The organism is Janibacter sp. DB-40, assembly GCF_029510815.1.
Taxonomy (GTDB): Bacteria; Actinomycetota; Actinomycetes; order Actinomycetales; family Dermatophilaceae; genus Janibacter.
Genome location: NZ_CP120360.1, coordinates 2,680,755 through 2,697,406, shown reverse-complemented (window position 1 = coordinate 2,697,406; position 16,652 = coordinate 2,680,755). Strand labels below are relative to the sequence as shown.

The 16,652-nt window shown below is 67.9% G+C and carries 13 protein-coding genes and 2 rRNA genes; 7 read left to right on the top strand and 8 right to left on the bottom strand.

All coding sequences use genetic code 11. The features are described from left to right. The first annotated feature begins 194 nt into the window (after window positions 1–194). A 23S ribosomal RNA gene (locus PVE36_RS12860) occupies window positions 195–3,313 on the top strand. A gap of 115 nt (window positions 3,314–3,428) precedes the next feature. Beyond that, a 5S ribosomal RNA gene (gene rrf / locus PVE36_RS12855) occupies window positions 3,429–3,545 on the top strand. 137 nt (window positions 3,546–3,682) lie between these two features. Here the strand turns inward: rrf and acs are convergent. Beyond that, on the bottom strand, window positions 3,683–5,623 hold the full coding sequence (acs, locus tag PVE36_RS12850; RefSeq protein WP_277452896.1) for an acetate--CoA ligase: 1,941 nt from the start codon (window positions 5,621–5,623) through the stop codon (window positions 3,683–3,685). A 289-nt stretch (window positions 5,624–5,912) separates the two neighbouring features. Between acs and PVE36_RS12845 the strand changes: the two genes are divergently transcribed. Next, a complete protein-coding gene (locus PVE36_RS12845; protein WP_277452895.1) occupies window positions 5,913–6,812 on the top strand; it encodes a phenylalanine 4-monooxygenase in 900 nt (299 codons plus the stop codon). Between the two features lie 2 nt (window positions 6,813–6,814). On the opposite strand, the gene PVE36_RS12840 is transcribed toward PVE36_RS12845, so the two are convergent. Next, window positions 6,815–7,435: a TetR/AcrR family transcriptional regulator C-terminal domain-containing protein gene (locus PVE36_RS12840; RefSeq protein WP_277452893.1), complete on the bottom strand. Its 621-nt coding sequence runs from the start codon at window positions 7,433–7,435 to the stop codon at window positions 6,815–6,817. Between the two features lie 120 nt (window positions 7,436–7,555). Here PVE36_RS12840 and PVE36_RS12835 point away from each other — a divergent pair, with 120 nt between their 5' ends. The 4 genes from PVE36_RS12835 to bioB are packed head-to-tail and all read left to right on the top strand — an operon-like array spanning window position 7,556 to window position 10,553. Further along, window positions 7,556–8,140 (top strand): biotin transporter BioY, encoded by a 585-nt coding sequence (locus tag PVE36_RS12835; RefSeq protein WP_277452892.1) that lies wholly within the window; start codon window positions 7,556–7,558, stop codon window positions 8,138–8,140. Then, entirely contained in the window at window positions 8,140–8,829 is a 690-nt protein-coding gene (locus PVE36_RS12830; RefSeq protein WP_277452890.1) for an ABC transporter ATP-binding protein, read from the top strand. The genes PVE36_RS12835 and PVE36_RS12830 overlap by 1 nt, the downstream gene beginning before the upstream one ends. Beyond that, window positions 8,826–9,464, top strand: a complete 639-nt coding sequence (locus PVE36_RS12825; protein WP_277452888.1) for a CbiQ family ECF transporter T component — start codon at window positions 8,826–8,828, stop codon at window positions 9,462–9,464. The genes PVE36_RS12830 and PVE36_RS12825 overlap by 4 nt, the downstream gene beginning before the upstream one ends. A 27-nt stretch (window positions 9,465–9,491) precedes the next feature. Then, a complete protein-coding gene (gene bioB / locus PVE36_RS12820) occupies window positions 9,492–10,553 on the top strand; it encodes a biotin synthase BioB (protein WP_277452885.1) in 1,062 nt (353 codons plus the stop codon). A gap of 90 nt (window positions 10,554–10,643) precedes the next feature. On the opposite strand, the gene PVE36_RS12815 is transcribed toward bioB, so the two are convergent. The 6 genes from PVE36_RS12815 to PVE36_RS12790 all read right to left on the bottom strand — a co-directional run bounded on the left by PVE36_RS12815 (window position 10,644) and on the right by PVE36_RS12790 (window position 16,644). Continuing rightward, a complete protein-coding gene (locus PVE36_RS12815) occupies window positions 10,644–12,254 on the bottom strand; it encodes a cation acetate symporter (RefSeq protein ID WP_277455842.1) in 1,611 nt (536 codons plus the stop codon). 8 nt (window positions 12,255–12,262) lie between these two features. Further along, window positions 12,263–12,610, bottom strand: a complete 348-nt coding sequence (locus PVE36_RS12810; RefSeq protein WP_277452884.1) for a DUF485 domain-containing protein — start codon at window positions 12,608–12,610, stop codon at window positions 12,263–12,265. A 174-nt stretch (window positions 12,611–12,784) separates the two neighbouring features. Continuing rightward, window positions 12,785–14,308 carry a cation acetate symporter gene (locus PVE36_RS12805; protein WP_277452882.1) on the bottom strand — a complete coding sequence of 508 codons (1,524 nt, stop codon included), beginning with the start codon at window positions 14,306–14,308 and terminating at the stop codon, window positions 12,785–12,787. After that, window positions 14,305–14,676, bottom strand: a complete 372-nt coding sequence (locus PVE36_RS12800) for a hypothetical protein (protein WP_277452881.1) — start codon at window positions 14,674–14,676, stop codon at window positions 14,305–14,307. Before PVE36_RS12800 ends, PVE36_RS12805 begins: the two co-directional genes overlap by 4 nt. Beyond that, window positions 14,673–15,434, bottom strand: a complete 762-nt coding sequence (locus tag PVE36_RS12795) for a LytTR family DNA-binding domain-containing protein (protein WP_277452879.1) — start codon at window positions 15,432–15,434, stop codon at window positions 14,673–14,675. The genes PVE36_RS12800 and PVE36_RS12795 overlap by 4 nt, the downstream gene beginning before the upstream one ends. A gap of 10 nt (window positions 15,435–15,444) precedes the next feature. Further along, window positions 15,445–16,644 carry a histidine kinase gene (locus PVE36_RS12790; protein ID WP_277452877.1) on the bottom strand — a complete coding sequence of 400 codons (1,200 nt, stop codon included), beginning with the start codon at window positions 16,642–16,644 and terminating at the stop codon, window positions 15,445–15,447. Window positions 16,645–16,652 lie beyond the last annotated feature (8 nt).

The following is a 16,652-nucleotide window of genomic DNA, read 5'->3' as shown; positions in this document are numbered from 1 at the left end:
CGGTGAGCTTGTTCCTGATGGCCAACGAAGCGCCTGCTGCTGTTGTGGTGGTGGGTGTGTTGGTTGTGGGCCCTGCCTGGTCGGCGGACTGCCACGTGCATCCTGTGTTTTGGGGTGTGGTGGTCAGCGTCGACAGTTGGGTGGGGTGCTGCCCGTATGTTGAGAACTACACAGTGGACGCGAGCATCTTTGTGGCTCAAGTTTTTAAGGGCGCACGGTGGATGCCTTGGCACCAGGAACCGAAGAAGGACGTAGGAATCTGCGATAAGCCTCGGGGAGTCGATAACCAGACTGTGATCCGAGGATTTCCGAATGGGGAAACCCGGCTGGAGGCAAGTCCAGTCACTCCCGGCTGAATATATAGGCCGGGTAGAGGGAACGTGGGGAAGTGAAACATCTCAGTACCCACAGGAAGAGAAAACAATTGTGATTCCGTGAGTAGTGGCGAGCGAAATCGGATCAGGCCAAACCGCACTTGTGTGATAGCTGTCAGGCGTTGCAGGTGCGGGGTTGTGGGACCTTCGTTTCGGGACTGACATCCCGGACGGGAGTGATAAATCTGCGTCATAGTCGAAGAGTCTTGAATGGCTCGGCACAGAGGGTGCGACCCCCGTAGACGAAATGATGCAGACTCTCGTGGAGTGTTCCCAAGTAGCACGGGGCTCGAGAAATCCCGTGTGAATCTGGCGGGACCACCCGCTAAGCCTAAATATTCCCTGGTGACCGATAGCGGACAAGTACCGTGAGGGAAAGGTGAAAAGTACCCCGGGAGGGGAGTGAAATAGATCCTGAAACCGTGTGCCTACAATCCGTCGGAGCCTCCTTGTGGGGTGACGGCGTGCCTTTTGAAGAATGAGCCTGCGAGTTAGTGCTCAGTGGCAAGGTTAACCCGTGTGGGGAAGCCGTAGCGAAAGCGAGTCCGAATAGGGCGTATGAGTCGCTGGGTCTAGACCCGAAGCGGAGTGATCTACCCATGGCCAGGTTGAAGCGACGGTAAGACGTCGTGGAGGACCGAACCCACTTAGGTTGAAAACTGAGGGGATGAGCTGTGGGTAGGGGTGAAAGGCCAATCAAACTCCGTGATAGCTGGTTCTCCCCGAAATGCATTTAGGTGCAGCGTCACGTGTTTCTTACCGGAGGTAGAGCTACTGGATAGCTGATGGGCCTCACCAGGTTACTGACGTTAGCCAAACTCCGAATGCCGGTAAGTGAGAGCGTGGCAGTGAGACTGCGGGGGATAAGCTCCGTGGTCGAGAGGGAAACAGCCCAGATCACCAGCTAAGGTCCCTAAGCGTGTGCTAAGTGGAAAAGGATGTGGAGTTGCCGTGACAACCAGGAGGTTGGCTTAGAAGCAGCCATCCTTGAAAGAGTGCGTAATAGCTCACTGGTCAAGTGATTCCGCGCCGACAATGTAGCGGGGCTCAAGCACACCACCGAAGCTGTGGCATTAACGCACTGCTCGGCATCCTCCTTTCGGGGTGGGTGTCCAGGCGTGTTGATGGGTAGGGGAGCGTCGTGTGGCGAGTGAAGCGGCGGAGTGATCCAGTCGTGGATGCCACACGAGTGAGAATGCAGGCATGAGTAGCGAAAGACGGGTGAGAAACCCGTCCGCCGAATAACCAAGGGTTCCAGGGTCAAGCTAATCTGCCCTGGGTAAGTCGGGACCTAAGGCGAGGCCGACAGGCGTAGTCGATGGACATCCGGTTGATATTCCGGAACCGGCGAAGAACCGCCCCTGATGAATCCAGTGATGCTAAGCGCCTGAAGCCCACCACAGGGATCTTCGGATCCCGCCGGTGGGTGGAACGCGTGACCCGAGCTGGTAGTAGTCAAGCGATGGGGAGACGCAGGAAGGTAGCCTCCGCGTGGCGATGGTTGTCCACGTCCAAGGGTGTAGGGCGAGCTGTAGGCAAATCCGCAGCTCATGTGCCTGAGACCTGATGGTGACCGCTTTAGCGGGAAGCAGGGTGATCCTATGCTGTCGAGAAAATCCTCTAGCGAGGTTCTAGCCGCCCGTACCCCAAACCGACTCAGGTGGTTGGGTAGAGAATACCAAGGCGATCGAGTGAATCGTGGTTAAGGAATTCGGCAAAATGCCCCCGTAACTTCGGGAGAAGGGGGCCCGGACCCTGAAGCTCTTCACGGGCTAGGGGAAAGGGCCGCAGAGACCAGGGAGAAGCGACTGTTTACTAAAAACACAGGTCCGTGCGAAGTCGCAAGACGATGTATACGGACTGACGCCTGCCCGGTGCTGGAAGGTTAAGAGGACCTGTTAGGCCACGTGTGGCCGAAGCGGAGAATTTAAGCCCCAGTAAACGGCGGTGGTAACTATAACCATCCTAAGGTAGCGAAATTCCTTGTCGGGTAAGTTCCGACCTGCACGAATGGCGTAACGACTTCTCCACTGTCTCAACCACGAACTCGGCGAAATTGCACTACGAGTAAAGATGCTCGTTACGCGCAGCAGGACGGAAAGACCCCGGGACCTTCACTATAGCTTGGTATTGGTGATCGGGACGGCTTGTGTAGGATAGGTGGGAGACGTTGAAGCATGCACGCCAGTGTGTGTGGAGTCATCGTTGAAATACCACTCTGGTCGTTCTGGTTATCTAACCTCGGTCCGTGATCCGGATCAGGGACATTGCCTGGTGGGTAGTTTAACTGGGGCGGTTGCCTCCTAAACAGTAACGGAGGCGCTCAAAGGTTCCCTCAGCCTGGTTGGCAATCAGGTGGCGAGTGCAAGTGTACAAGGGAGCTTGACTGCGAGACAGACATGTCGAGCAGGGACGAAAGTCGGAACTAGTGACCCGACGGTGGCTTGTGGAAGCGCCGTCGCTCAACGGATAAAAGGTACCCCGGGGATAACAGGCTGATCTTCCCCAAGAGTCCATATCGACGGGATGGTTTGGCACCTCGATGTCGGCTCGTCGCATCCTGGGGGTGGAGTATCTCCCAAGGGTTGGGCTGTTCGCCCATTAAAGCGGCACGCGAGCTGGGTTTAGAACGTCGTGAGACAGTTCGGTCCCTATCCGCTGTGCGCGTAGGAAACTTGAGAGAGGCTGACCCTAGTACGAGAGGACCGGGTTGGACGAACCTCTGGTGTGTGAGTTGTTCTGCCAAGAGCACCGCTCATTAGCTACGTTCGGGAGTGATAACCGCTGAAAGCATCTAAGCGGGAAGCATGTCTCAAGATGAGGTTTCCATGAACTACGGTTCGAGAGGCTCCCAGTAGACGACTGGGTTGATAGGCCAGATGTGGAAGTGCAGCAATGCATGCAGCTGACTGGTACTAATAAGCCGATGACTTGATACACACACAACACTTGTTGCGTAAAAAAAGAAACGTTCGCGTCCACTGTGCAGTTCCCGAGATACGGTCAGCCACCCCCGATCCGGGGTGAAACCTGCGAATCGTATTTCCATAGAGTTACGGCTGTCACAGCGAAAGGGAAACGCCCGGTCCCATTCCGAACCCGGAAGCTAAGCCTTTCAGCGCCGATGGTACTGCACTGGAGACGGTGTGGGAGAGTAGGACGCAGCCGGACAACCATTCACACGAAAGCCCCCAACCACACCGTTGGGGGCTTTCGTGCGTGCGGAGGTGGCGGCGTCCCGTCCCACGGCACACGAGAAGGGGCCTGCCCACCGGTAACCGGTGGGCAGGCCCCTTCGTCGTGGTGGGTCAGTCGCTGGCCGACTTGGACATGCCGTCCTGGATCAGTGACATGACCGAGGAGTCGGCGAGGGTGGTGACGTCGCCGACCTCGCGGTTCTCTGCGACGTCCTTCAGCAGCCGCCGCATGATCTTGCCGGAGCGGGTCTTGGGCAGCTCGGAGACGATCATGATCGAGCGCGGCTTGGCGATCGGGCCGATGTGCTTGGCCACGTGGTTGCGCAGCTCGGTGACGAGCTCGTTGCCGCCCTCGGCGTCGGCCTCGGTCGCTGCGTCCTGACGCAGGATGACGAAGGCCTCGATCGCCTGTCCCGTGGTGGGGTCCGACGCCCCGACGACGGCGGCCTCGGCCACCTTGTCGTGGGAGACCAGCGCCGACTCGATCTCGGCGGTCGACATCCGGTGGCCGGAGACGTTCATGACGTCGTCGACGCGGCCGAGGATCCAGATGTTGCCCTTCTCGTCGTACTTCGCGCCGTCACCGGCGAAGTAGAGGTCGGGCCCGAAGCGGCTCCAGTAGGTCTCCTTGTACCGCTCCGGGTCCCGCCAGATGCCGCGGAGCATGGCCGGCCACGGCTTGGTGAGCACGAGGTAGCCGACCGCCTCGGGGTCGGTGAGTCGGTTGCCCTCGTCGTCGAGGACCTCCGCGTGGATGCCGGGCACCGGTGCCTGGGAGCTGCCCGGCTCGAGGTCGGTGACGCCCGGGAGCGGGGAGTTCATGATCGCTCCCGTCTCGGTCTGCCACCAAGTGTCCACGATCGGGGTGCTGCCACCGCCGATGTGCTCCCGGTACCAGCGCCAGGCCTCCGGGTTGATCGGCTCACCGACCGAGCCGAGCACGCGCAGGGAGGACAGGTCGTACTGCTCCGGGATGTCGTGGCCCCACTTCATGAAGGTGCGGATCGCAGTGGGGGCGGTGTAGAGGATCGAGACGCCGTACTTCTGCACGATCTCCCAGAAGACGCCCTTGTGGGGGCTGTCCGGGGTGCCCTCGAAGACGATCTGCGTGGCGCCGTTGGCCATCGGGCCGTAGACGATGTAGCTGTGCCCGGTCACCCAGCCGATGTCGGCGGTGCACCAGTAGACGTCGGTCTCCGGGTGCAGGTCGTGGACGACGGCGTTGGTGTAGGCGCACTGCACGAGGTATCCGCCCGTGGTGTGCAGGATGCCCTTGGGCTTGCCGGTCGTGCCGGAGGTGTACAGCAGGAAGAGGGGGTGCTCGCTGTCGTGGGCGACCGCCTCGTGGGTGTCCGCAGCCGGTGTGACGACGTCGTCCCACCAGACGTCCCGGTCGTTCCAGTCGACATCGATGCCGGTGCGCTTGACGACGAGGACCTTCTGCGCCGCGGTGCCCTCGACGGCCTCGTCGACGGCCTTCTTCAACGGCATGGCCTTGCCCTTGCGGAACTGGCCGTCGCTGGTGACGACGACCTTGGCGTCCGCGTCGTCGATGCGGGCCCGCAACGCATCGGCGGAGAAGCCGGCGAAGACGAGCGAGTGCGGTGCACCGATGCGGGCACAGGCCAGCATCGTGAAGATCGTCTCCGGGATCATCTGCATGTAGATGGCGACCCGGTCACCCTTCTCCACACCCAGGGACTCGAGGCCGTTGGCGGCCTTGGCGACCTCACGCTGCATGTCTGCGTAGGTGATCGCACGGTCGTCGTCGCCGTTGGCGGAGACGAAGTGGATCGCGACGCGGTCGCCGTTGCCGGCCTCGACGTGGCGGTCGACGCAGTTGTGGGCGACGTTGAGCTCGCCGCCGACGAACCACTTGGCGAAGGGGGCGTCGCTCCAGTCGAGCGTGGTGTCGAAGTCTTTGCTCCAGGTGACGTACTCGCGGGCACGGGCGGCCCAGAATCCCTCATGGTCTGCCGCAGCCTCGTCGTACAGGTCTGCCTTGCCGACCGCCTGGTCGGCGAACTCGGTGCTCGGGGCGTAGTCCGACACGTGTCCTCCTCATCGAGTGGCCGTGCGTCAGCGCACGGTGGGTACCACCCCTACTTTCCCCCGATGTGGTCATGAGCACAATCGATGACCGTTCACCGTCGCCGGGCGTCGGCCCCGGGGCGACGAACGGCAGGTGCCGCTCGGTACCTGCCCCGGGGGGTACGCACTGTGCCCAGGCGCGGGGGGAGCGGAGCGCCAGCGCACTGCACATCATGACCAGTGTTCCCCGCGCCCGTGGCCTCGATGGTCCTGATCTGTCACTGTTGACTGACCACAAGGAGGTGGTGACGTGTTCACCGAAGGACAGTTGTACTCACCCGTGACCGAGCACGACGACGGCACCGTGGAGGTCCACCTGGCGGACACCCACCCGGGTCGCGACGACGCGGAGTACCTGCGTCGGCGGGGCGAGATCGCAGGGACGGCACTGCGCTGGGACCGCCGCACCGAGCCCGTCCCGTCCATCGACTACACCGAGGACGAGCACTCGGTCTGGCGACAGGTCAGCCGTGAGCTCGCGCCCCTGCACGAGGCCCACGCGCACCCCGAGTACCTCGCGGCCAAGGAGCGGCTGGCGCTGCCCGTCGACCACGTCCCGCAGCTGCACGAGGTCAGCGAGCGGCTGCTGCCGCTGACCGGATGGCGCTATGTCTGCGCGCCGGGGCTGGTGCCGCTGCGTGACTTCTACGCGGACCTGGCCAACCAGACCTTCAACTCCACGCAGTACCTGCGCCACGGCGCCGAGCCGCTGTACACGCCGGAGCCCGACATCATCCACGAGGTCATCGGGCACGCGAACCAGCTGGCCAGCCCCCGCTTCGCCGCAATCACGCAAGCCGCCGGCGAGGCGTCACTGCGGCTGGAGACGGACGAGGCGATGCAGTTCGTCGCCGACGTCTTCTGGTTCTCGATCGAGTTCGGGGTCGCCTACGACGGGGACGATCTCAAGGCCTACGGGGCCGGGATCCTCTCCAGCTACGGCGAGATCCAGGAGTACGCGTCCATGGAGATCCGGGACCTGGACCTCGTGGACATGGGCACCCTCAACTACGACATCACCAAGTACCAGCCGATCCTCTTCGCGGCCCGGGGTCTGGGTCACCTCGAGGACGTCGTCGGGGACTTCTTCGCCACCGTCGACGACGACCGGGCGGCGGCGCTGCGCGCCCAGGCGGCTGCCCCGGCCTGAGGTCAGCGGCCCGGGCGAGCGGTCCGGGGTCGGTCGTCGGTGAGTCCCGGCAGCGCGCTGATGCCGGTGAGCACGATGTCCAAGCCGGTGTCGAAGTCCGTCGGCGCACGCTCGCCCGGGGTGATCCCGGATCGGGCCGCGTGCTCGTGGGACTGCTCGTCGTAGGCGTGCCCGTACACGAAGTGCAGGAGGGTTCGGGCCGCCGTCGGGGCCACCTCGGTGGACAGGCCGGCCTCGGTGAGGAGGTCGCGCAGCTCGACGAAGGGCGCCTGCGCACCCATCCCGAAGGCCCACATGCTCATGACCAGATCGGCGCCGTCCGGGTAGGCGGTCACGGCCGCGTGGAGGTCGGCGCACCGGCGGCGCGCCCGGCGGCGCCAGTCGTCCCCGACCCCGGCCGGGCCGCGCGGACCACGCGCGATGATCTCGTCGGCGACGGCGCCCAGGAGCGCCTGCTTGTTGTCGACGTGGTGGTACAGCGCGCTCTGCCGCACGCCGAGCTCCGTGCCGATCGCGCGCATCGTCAGGTCGGGCAGGCCCGCCCGGGCGAGGATCGCCAGCGCCGTGTCGACGAGGAGGGCGCGGGTGAGTGGGCGCGAGCGGGGGGTGTGGGCGTCGGGCACGGCCCTCCCTTCGTCCTGGTGCGTCCTGCGGATCAACTTGACCCTACCTGCCCCGCACCCTAATCTGAACGCCGTTCACCGCCGGTGAACGGCGTTCAGTGCGACGACGGAGGACCGACCGTGACGACCCATCTGGCCACCCGGGACCGTGCCGCCTCCGTCGATCTTGCGCTCGTCGCGGCGCTGGCCGCCCTCATCGCCGTGTGCTCGATCCTGCCCGCCATCAACGTCTCGGCCTTCGCGCCGATCACGCTGCAGACCTTCGGGGTGCTGCTCGCCGGGGCGGTCCTGGGGGCCCGACGGGGGGCCATGGCCGTGGTGCTGTGGATCGGCGTCGGCGTCGCCGGCCTGCCCGTCTTCGCCAACGGCAAGGCGGGACTGGCCGTCATCAGCGGGCCGACGGGCGGGTACATCATCGGCATGGTCGTCGGCGCCGCGGTCATCGGTACCGTGGCCACCGCCCTCGCGCGCCGGTCCGGGACCCCGGGCGCCGCCGCGCTCTTCGCCGGTGGCCTGCTCGCCGTGGCGCTCATCCACGGCGCGGGCATCGTCGGTCTGCACCTGCGGGCGGACCTCGACTGGACGGCCGCAGCCACGGTGGACGCCGCCTTCTGGATCGGTGACCTCATCAAGCTGGCCGCCACCGCGGCCGTGGCTGCAGCGGTGCACCGGGCCTTCCCGTGGTTGCTGCGCCGCGGGTCCTGATGGCCCGCCTGGAACTCGAGGACGTCACCGTCCGGCGGTCCACGGCCGACGGTGACCGACTGGTCCTCGAGCGGACGAGCCTGGAGCTCACCGAGCACCGGGTCGCCCTCATCGGTCCGAACGGCGCCGGCAAGTCCACCCTGGCGCGTCTCCTCAACGGGCTCGTGACGGCCACCACCGGGACGGTCCGCGTCGACGGACTGGACGTCGCCCGCGACGGGCGTGCGGTGCGACGACGGGTCGCCTTCTCCTTCACCGACCCCCGGGCCCAGCTGGTGATGCCGACCGCGGGGGAGGACGTGGCCCTCTCCCTCCGCCGCAGCCACCGGGACCCCGGGGCCCGGCGGCAGGCCGTCCGCGAGATCCTCACGGCCCACGGACTCGACGGACTCGAGGACCGCAGCGTGCACGCGCTCTCGGGCGGTCAGGCCCAGCTGCTGGCGCTCGCGGGCGTACTCGCACTCGACCCCGACGTCCTCGTCGCGGACGAGCCGACCACCCTGCTCGACCTGACCAACGCCCGCCGGGTCGGGGACCTGCTGATGGCCCTGCCCCAGCAGCTCGTCCTCGTGACCCACGACCTCGAGCTCGCCGAGAGGTGCGACCGGGCACTCCTGGTCGCCGGAGGGCGTGTCGTCGCCGACGGGCCCGCCGCCGAGGTCGTCGCGCAGTACCGGGTGAGTGCATGAGCCGCCTGCTCCTCGGTGGGTACCGGCCCGCCGACACGTGCCTGCACCGGCTGTCCGCAGGGACGAAGCTGCTGGCCCTGCTCGTGGCCGGTCCGCTCGTCGCGATCCTCCGGGGGTGGCCGTCGGCGCTCCTCGCCCTCGGTGTCACCGTGGCGCTCGTGGCCCTCGCGCGCATGCCGGGCCGCGACCTGGTCCGGGCTCTGCGCGGGCTGCTGCTCCTCGTCCTCGTGCTGGGTGGTTGGCTCACCCGCCAGGAAGGCTGGCCGCGAGCCGTCGAGACCGTGGGGGACCTCGTCGCCCTCGTCCTCCTGGCCACCGTCGTCACCACGACCACGCCGGTCGACGCCATCCTCGACGTCGTCGAGCGTGCCCTGGAGCCGCCGTCGAGGCTCGTCCGTCGCATCCCGGGGCACCGGTTCCGGCTCGAGCCGGAGCGGGTGGCGCTCGCGTTCTCGCTCGTGCTCCGCACCATCCCCGCCACGATCGGGCTCGCCGAGGAGACCCGTGACGCGGCCCGCGCCCGCGGGCTGGAGCGTGATGTGCGGGCCCGACTCACCCCCTTCGCCATCCGGGTCGTGGCCGACGCCCAGGCGACGGGCGACGCCCTCCACGCCCGTGGCGTGGGCGACGACTGACCAGACCCAGACACCGGAGGTAGCCACATGACCACCCACGACGACCTCGTCGACCGCATCCTCGCCGGAGCGGAGGCGACACCGCAGGACGCCCTTGCCGTGCTGGGGACACCCGACGAGGAGGTGCTGGACCTCGTGGCCGCCGTCGGCCGGCTGCGACGCGCGCACTTCGGCATGACCGTCAAGGTCAACTACCTCGTCAACCTCAAGTCCGGGATGTGCCCCGAGGACTGCGGCTACTGCTCCCAGGCGCTCAGCTCCACGAGCGAGATCCTGCGCTACACCTGGCTCACGGAGGACGAGGCGCTCGAGCAGGCCAGGGCCGGGCTGCGCGGTGGCGCGACCCGGGTGTGCATGGTCGCCAGCGGCCGTGGCCCGAGCAACCGCGACGTCGAGCGGGTCGCCGGCATGGTCGGTGCGATCAAGGACGAGCGCCCCGACGTCGAGGTCTGCGCCTGCCTCGGGCTCCTGCGGGACGGCCAGGCCGAGCGGCTGCGGGAGGCCGGGGCCGACGCGTACAACCACAACATCAACACCGCGCAGTCGCACCACGACCAGATCGTCACCACGCACACCTACGAGGACCGGGTCCGCACGGTGGCCAGGGCGCAGGGCGCCGGTCTCTCCCCGTGCAGCGGGCTCATCGCGGGCCTCGGCGAGACCGACGAGCAGCTCGTCGAGGCGCTCGTCGCGCTGCGCGAGATGGGCTCGGAGTCGATTCCGATCAACTTCCTCATCCCTTTCGACGGGACCCCGAAGCAGCAGACGTGGGAGCTGACGCCGCTGCGCTGCCTGCGGATCCTCGCCGCGGCACGGCTCCTCGCACCGTCGACGGAGATCCGTATCGCCGCGGGCCGGGAGATGCACCTGCGCAGCCTGCAGGCCCTCGGGCTGCACGTGGCCAACTCGATCTTCCTCGGGGACTACCTCACGGCCGAGGGGCAGGCCGCGCAGGAGGACCTCGACCTCCTCGCGGACAACGGTTTCGTCGTCCTGGGGGCGCAGGCCGCGGCGGACGAGACCGCGACCACCACGGACCCGGTCATCCGCCGTCGCGGCGCGGGCACGCACGCCCCGGCCAATGCCTGACCTTCCCGCACCGCGCTGACACGACGAAGGGGGGAGAGCCGCGGCTCTCCCCCCTTCGGGGCGCGTGCTGCGCACGTCGCGCGGGTCGGCTCAGTGGTCGACCATCTCGGCCACGCCGTGTCCGGTGAGGCTGCGCACCTCCATCTCGGCGTACTTGGCGCGGTTGAACTCCTTGCTGGAGATCGTTCCGAGCCAGCCGAGGATGAAGCCGAGCGGGATCGAGATCAGACCCGGGTTGGCCAGCGGGAAGATGCTGAAGTCGGCGCCCGGGATCATCGCCGTCTCGGACCCGGAGACCACGGGGGAGAAGGCGATGAGGACGATCGCCGACCCGAGGCCGCCGTACATCGACCACAGCGCCCCACGGGTGTTGAAGCGCTTCCAGAAGAGGCTGTAGAGGATCGTCGGGAGGTTCGCGCTCGCCGCGACGGCGAAGGCGAGGGCCACGAGGAAGGCGATGTTCTGGTTCTTGGCGAGCATGCCGCCGAGGATCGCCACGATGCCGATACCGATGACCGCGTAGCGCGACACCTTCACCTCCTGCTCCTGGGTGGCCTCGCCGTTCTTGAAGACCTGGTTGTACAGGTCGTGGGCGAAGCTCGCGCTCGCGGTGATCGTCAGCCCGGCGACGACCGCGAGGATCGTCGCGAAGGCGATGCCCGAGACGATGCCGAGCAGCCAGGACCCGCCGAGCTCGAAGGCCAGCAGCGGAGCGGCGGCGTTCGCCTTGCCCGGGGCGTCGTTGATGACGTCCGGACCGACGAGGGCGCCGGCGCCGTAACCGATGACCAGCGTCAGCAGGTAGAAGCCACCGATGAGCCAGATGGCCCACTCGACCGACTTGCGGGCCTGCTTGCTCGTCGGGACGGTGTAGAAGCGTTGCAGGACGTGGGGGAGTCCGGCGGTCCCGAGGACGAGGGCGAGCGAGAGGGAGATGAAGTCGATCTTCGTCGTCAGGCTCTCGCCGTACTTCAGGCCCGGCTCGAGGAGCTTGTCCCCGACCCCGGTGGGGCTCTTGTCGACCGCGGCCTGCATGAGGGCGGAGAAGTTGAAGCCGTAGCTGCCCAGGATCCACACGGTCATGATCGCCACGGCGAAGATCAGCAGCACGGCCTTGATCATCTGCACCCAGGTGGTGCCCTTCATGCCACCGATCATCACGTAGCTGACCATGACGATGCCCACGACGGCGATGACGACGTTCTGCGCCATCGCGCCGTCGACGCCCAGGAGCAGCGAGACGAGGGATCCGGCGCCGGCCATCTGGGCCAGCAGGTAGAAGAAGGAGACCGCGAGGACCGAGCTGGCCGTGGCGATGCGCATCGGACGCTGCCGCAACCGGTAGGACAGCACGTCGGCCAGCGTGAAGCGGCCGGTGTTGCGGAAGAGCTCGGCCACCAGGAGCAGGGCGACGAGCCAGGCCACGAGGAAGCCGATGGAGTAGAGGAAGCCGTCATACCCCTGCAGGGCGATGGCCCCGGCGATCCCGAGGAAGCTTGCGGCCGAGAGGTAGTCGCCGGCGATGGCCAGGCCGTTCTGCCGGCCGGAGAACGCAGCGCCGCCGGTGTACATCTGGCTGGCGGTCTTGTGGCCGGACGCCACCTTGATGACGATCGCCAGCGTCGCGACGACGAAGACGACGAAGATCGTGATGTTCAGGGCCGGCGAACCGGTCGTGGTCGCGGCGGCCAGGGTGCTCATGGCGCTCATCAGCCGTCCACCTCCGGGGTCCCGTGGCTGCCGACGCTGGCGGACAGCGCCTCGGCGCGCGGGTCGAAGACCCGGTCGGCCCAGCGGACGTAGACGATCGTGATCGCGAAGGTCGTCACGAACTGGCCCAGCCCGAGGAGCAGGCCGATGTTGATGCTGCCGAAGACCGGGGTGCCCATGAAGTCGGGTGCGAACATCGACAGCAGCACGTAGAGGAAGTACCACGCGAGGAAGAACGCGGTGACGGGGAAGACGAATCCGCGGAACTTGCGGCGCAGCTCGCCGAAATCCTCGGACTCCTGGACGGCGATGTAGCGCTCGCCGAGCGTGGGAGCGTCGTTGCTCACAACACACCTCCGGGTAGTTGGTGGGTCCGGACGGCTCCGGCCGGATGGACCAACACTGGTGCAGGAGGGGACCTGTCGTGCGCGTCCGGGTCGTCCTCCGCGGTCGACGTGCTGCCTGCGTCGCCGTGCGGGAGGGAGCCCCACGATGAGCGGTCGCCCGGCTGCGACGAGCGGTCATCGCGCGTCGGCGAAGACCTCCTCCGGGGTGTGCAGTCGAGCCATGGTGCGCGCCCAGCGGCGGGGACGCGAGCCGGGGGTCGCCAGCGAGACCAGCACCGTGACGACGAAGGCGAGCGGGGTCGCCCACGCGGTCGGCGCGGCGACGAGCGCGCCGGTCCACCCGTCCGGGACGAGGCCGAGGACGGAGGCCAGCGCCGCGGCACCCGTGGTCAGGCCACCGACGAGGACCCCTGCCGCGGCCCCCTTCGCCGTCAGCCGAGGCCACCAGACGCCGAGGATCAGCAAGGGGGCGAAGGTGGCCGCCGCGATGGCGAAGGCATGGCCGACGGCGGACGAGATCCCCACCGGCGCGGTCGAGGCCGCCACGGCGAAGGGGGCGAGGACCCCGATCCCGGCGGCGAGACGGAAGGAGCCGGCGGGCGTCGCGTCGCTCTTGGTCAGTCGGCTCAGGAGAGGTCGGAGCACGTCCTGGTCGATCGCCCCCGCCACCGACATGGTCACGCCCGAGGCGGTGGAGAGGAAGGCGGCGAAGGCGCCGCCGGCGACGAGGGCGGTCAGCAGCCGCCCCTCCAGGCCGGGCAGCATGGCCCCGGGCAGGGCGAGGACCACCGTGCGGCCGGGGTCGTTGAGCAGGTCGGGGGCGTCGAGGTACGCCCGCCCGAGGAAGCCGTAGACCGGTGGGAAGAGGTAGAACAGCCCGAGTAGCGCCAGCACGGCGACCGTCGTGCGTCGGGCAGCCACGCCATCGGGGTTGGTGTAGAAGCGCACGGCGATGTGCGGCAACCCCATGGTGCCCAGGCACAGGGCGGCGAGGGTGCTGTAGGTGGTGAAGAGCGAGCGGGTGACCGGCTCGGTCGAGGTGAGCGGCTCCCACCAGGAGTCGTCGGCCTGCGGTGGTGGCGCCCCGGACTGTGCCCACACGGCGAGCAGGACGAAGGCCGGGATGGCGATGGCCGACAGCTTGATCCAGTACTGGACCGACTGCACGAGGGTGACCGCCCGCATGCCGCCGGAGGCGACGTTGAGGGTGACGATCACGGTGAGCACGGTGACGCCCACCCAGGTGGGCAGCCCCGAGACGTGCCGCAGCGCCAGGCCCGCCCCCTGCATCTGCGGCAGGAGGTAGAGCCACCCGATGCCGACGACGAGCAGGGCGCAGCCGCGCCGCAGCGTCGAGGACTCCAGCCGGGACTCGGCGAAGTCCGGGAGCGTGTACGCGCCGGACCGGCGCAGGGGAGCGGCGATGAGGACGAGCAGGACGAGGTACCCGACCGTGTAGCCGACGGGCATCCACAGCATGTCGACGCCGTTCTCGTAGACGAGCCCGGCGACACCCAGATAGCTCGCGGCGGAGAGGTATTCGCCCCCGATGGCGCTCGCGTTGCGCCACGGGGTGACGGCGCGACCGGCGACGTAGAAGTCGCTCGTCCCCGTCGCCAGCCGCAGCCCCAGGGCGCCGAGCGCGAGGGTGGTGATGCAGACGACGACGATCGCGGCGACGCTCAGCGGGTCGCTCACCGGCGACTCACGAGGTCCTCGAACTCCGCCTCCAGCCGCTCACCGGAGCGGGTGTACCACCGGGCGACGAGCACGACGACGGGGTAGACGACCACACCGAGGACGGGCCAGGCGACCGGGATCCCGAGAACGGACAGCGATCGCACGGGTGGGACGAGCGCGAAGATCAGGGGGAGGGCGCAGAGGGTCATCACGCCGACCGCGAGGACCCCGAGCGTGAGTTGGAGCTGGGCGCGCATGAGCGAGGAGACGTACGTCGCACCGAGCCCGGACTCCCCGACGATCTCCTCGCGCACCGTGCGCGGGTGATCGCCCTCGGTGCTCCTGCGGGTGCGGGTGACCCGGACCCGCTCCGGTGGGGGCGTCACCCGTCGACGGAGTCGGTACGGGGGCGCAGCAGGGTGGTCCGCAGCGCGCGGGTGTGCCGGCGGCTCACCTGCAGCTCGGTGCCGTCGACGACGACCGAGCAGCGTCCGCCGTCGTTGTGGACCTCGCTGATGTGCCGGGTGGAGACGAGGGTGGAGCGGTGGATCCGGACGAATCCGGCCTCGGCCCACCGGTCCTCGAGCGTGGCCAGCGGGATGCGCACGAGGTGCGAGCCCGAGGGGGTGTGCAGCCGGGCGTAGTCGCCCTGGGCCTGCACCCACCGGATCTCGCTGCGCGGGATGAAGCGGGTCACCCCGCCGAGCTCGACCGGGATGGTCTCGTCGGACTCGCCCGTCTCGGGGGTCCCCGTCTCCCGGTCTGCCGACGCGAGGCAGCGCCGGACCGCCTCGCCGATCCGCTCCGGGCGCACCGGCTTCATCAGGTAGTCCACCGCGTCCAGGTCGAAGGCGTCGACGGCGTGGGTGTCGTAGGCCGTGACGAAGACGACGCGGGGTCGCTCCGCGAAGCGACGGATGACGCGGGCGAGCGCCATGCCGTCGAGGCCGGGCATGGCGATGTCGCTGAAGACGACGTCGATCTGCTCGCGCTCGAGTGCGGCGAGGGCCGCCGTGCCGCTGGACGCGGTGAGGACACGACTGACCCGGTCGTCCTGGTCGAGCAGCCAGGCGACCTCGTTGCGTGCCGGGGCCTCGTCGTCGACGACGAGGGCGGTCAGCCCTGGGAGTGGCGCGCGCGACATGGGGACCACACTAGGCGGGTTCCTCGAGGGCGGGGGAGTACTTGGGTACCCGGAACGAGACCCGCATCCCCGCATCCGGTGCCGTGTCGACGACGAGCCCGAACTCCTCGCCGTAGACCTGGCGCAGGCGGGCGTCGACGTTGCCCAGTCCGACCGAGTCGGTGCGGGACTGCCCGTCGAGGACCTTGCGGATGGCTTCCGGGTCGGCCCCGACCCCGTCGTCGTCGACCGCGAACTCGGCATCGGTGCCGTGGTCGATGGCGCTCAGGGTGATGTGACCCGGCCCCTCCTTGGGGGCCAGCCCGTGGCGCACGGCGTTCTCCACGAGGGGCTGGATGGCGAGGTAGGGCACCCGGACCGGGAGCACCTCGGGCGCGACCTTCAGCGTGATGCCGAGACGCTCGCCGAAGCGGGCCTGCTCGAGGACGAGGTAGCGCTCGACATTGCGCAGCTCCTCGCTGACGGTCGTGAAGGCGCCGTCGCGTCGCAGGGCGTACCGGGTGAAGTCGGCGAACTCGAGCAGCAGCTCGCGGGCGCGGGCCGGGTCCGTGCGCACGAAGGAGGCGATCGCCGCGAGGCTGTTGTAGATGAAGTGGGGCGAGATCTGGGCGCGCAGGGCACGCAGCTCGGCCTCCATGGCGCGGGTGCGCTGGTGGGAGAGCTCGGCCAGCTCGACCTGGGTGGCCACCCACGAGGCGACCTCCTCCGCGGCGCGGGCGAGACCTGCGGACGCCGCCGGTCCGAAACCGGCGATCATCCCGATCACCCGGCCCTCGACGGACACCGGGGCGAGCACGGCCGAGCGCAGGGGGCACTCCAGCGAGCTGCAGGTGACTGACTCCGGTCCGAGGACGAGCGTGCGTCCCGAGGAGAAGACCGACTGCCCCTGGTCCATGACACCGGGCAGGTGGTGCCTCCCTTCGCCGTCCCAGACGAGGACACTGCTCCGGTCGCAGATCGCCAGCGCGGGCGTGGCGAGCATCGCCCGCAGGAAGGGAGCCGCGCGCTCGCAGCCCTCGTCGGTGAACCCGTCGGCGAGGTGGCGTGCTGCTACCGACGCGGTGTGCAGGGTCTCGTACGTCGCCTGGTCGGTGACCGAGATGAACCCGGGGCGGTGGCGTCGCCAGCGCAGGAACGCGATGAGCAGACCACAGGCGATGAAGGCACCCGAGACGACCACCACGGTGGGGAGGTGCAGGCCGGCGGTCATGGGCGCAG